General features: G+C 33.1%; 1 protein-coding gene. It reads right to left on the bottom strand.

Going from position 1 to position 417, the window contains the following annotated elements; all coding sequences use genetic code 11:
- Positions 1 to 358, bottom strand: a 358-nt coding sequence (locus tag SANK73390_RS18545) for a hypothetical protein (RefSeq protein WP_462767871.1), incomplete at its 3' end; no start/stop codon positions are given.
- Positions 359 to 417: the final 59 nt, after the last annotated feature.

The raw sequence follows: 417 nt of genomic DNA, 5'->3' as shown, positions 1-417 counted from the left end.
GAGAAACAAAAGTGGGTGTCTTGTTTATTCCTTTTTTGGCATGCTTCAGACCATGAATTTTATTCGCTTTAATAATTGAAATATAATTTTTCTTCCCTTGTATCAAGAATTTCACACTAAAAATTACAGCCACAAAATAAATTGGAATTAGCAAATAAGCATCAAACTCAAACGCTGGCAATATTGACCAACCAACAAAGGTAACAAAAACTGCTTTTAAGAATGCAAAATCCATCAACAAAAACAATCCTATAAACATTGTTGCCGTTGATATTGGACTACCGTTGCCAGCAGATTTCATACCTGAAGCCAAAGTGTAGTGAGCTAAGGTCACAGTAACTCTAATTCTATTTAACACTTTAAAAAAGCTCCCTTATTGCCTTAACAAATAAAAGTGGGTGTCACCTTTATTATCTT

Source organism: Pseudoalteromonas sp. SANK 73390 (assembly GCF_054966645.1).
The sequence above is the reverse complement of the archived record's forward strand: the minus strand, read 5'-3'. Positions and strand labels throughout refer to the sequence as shown.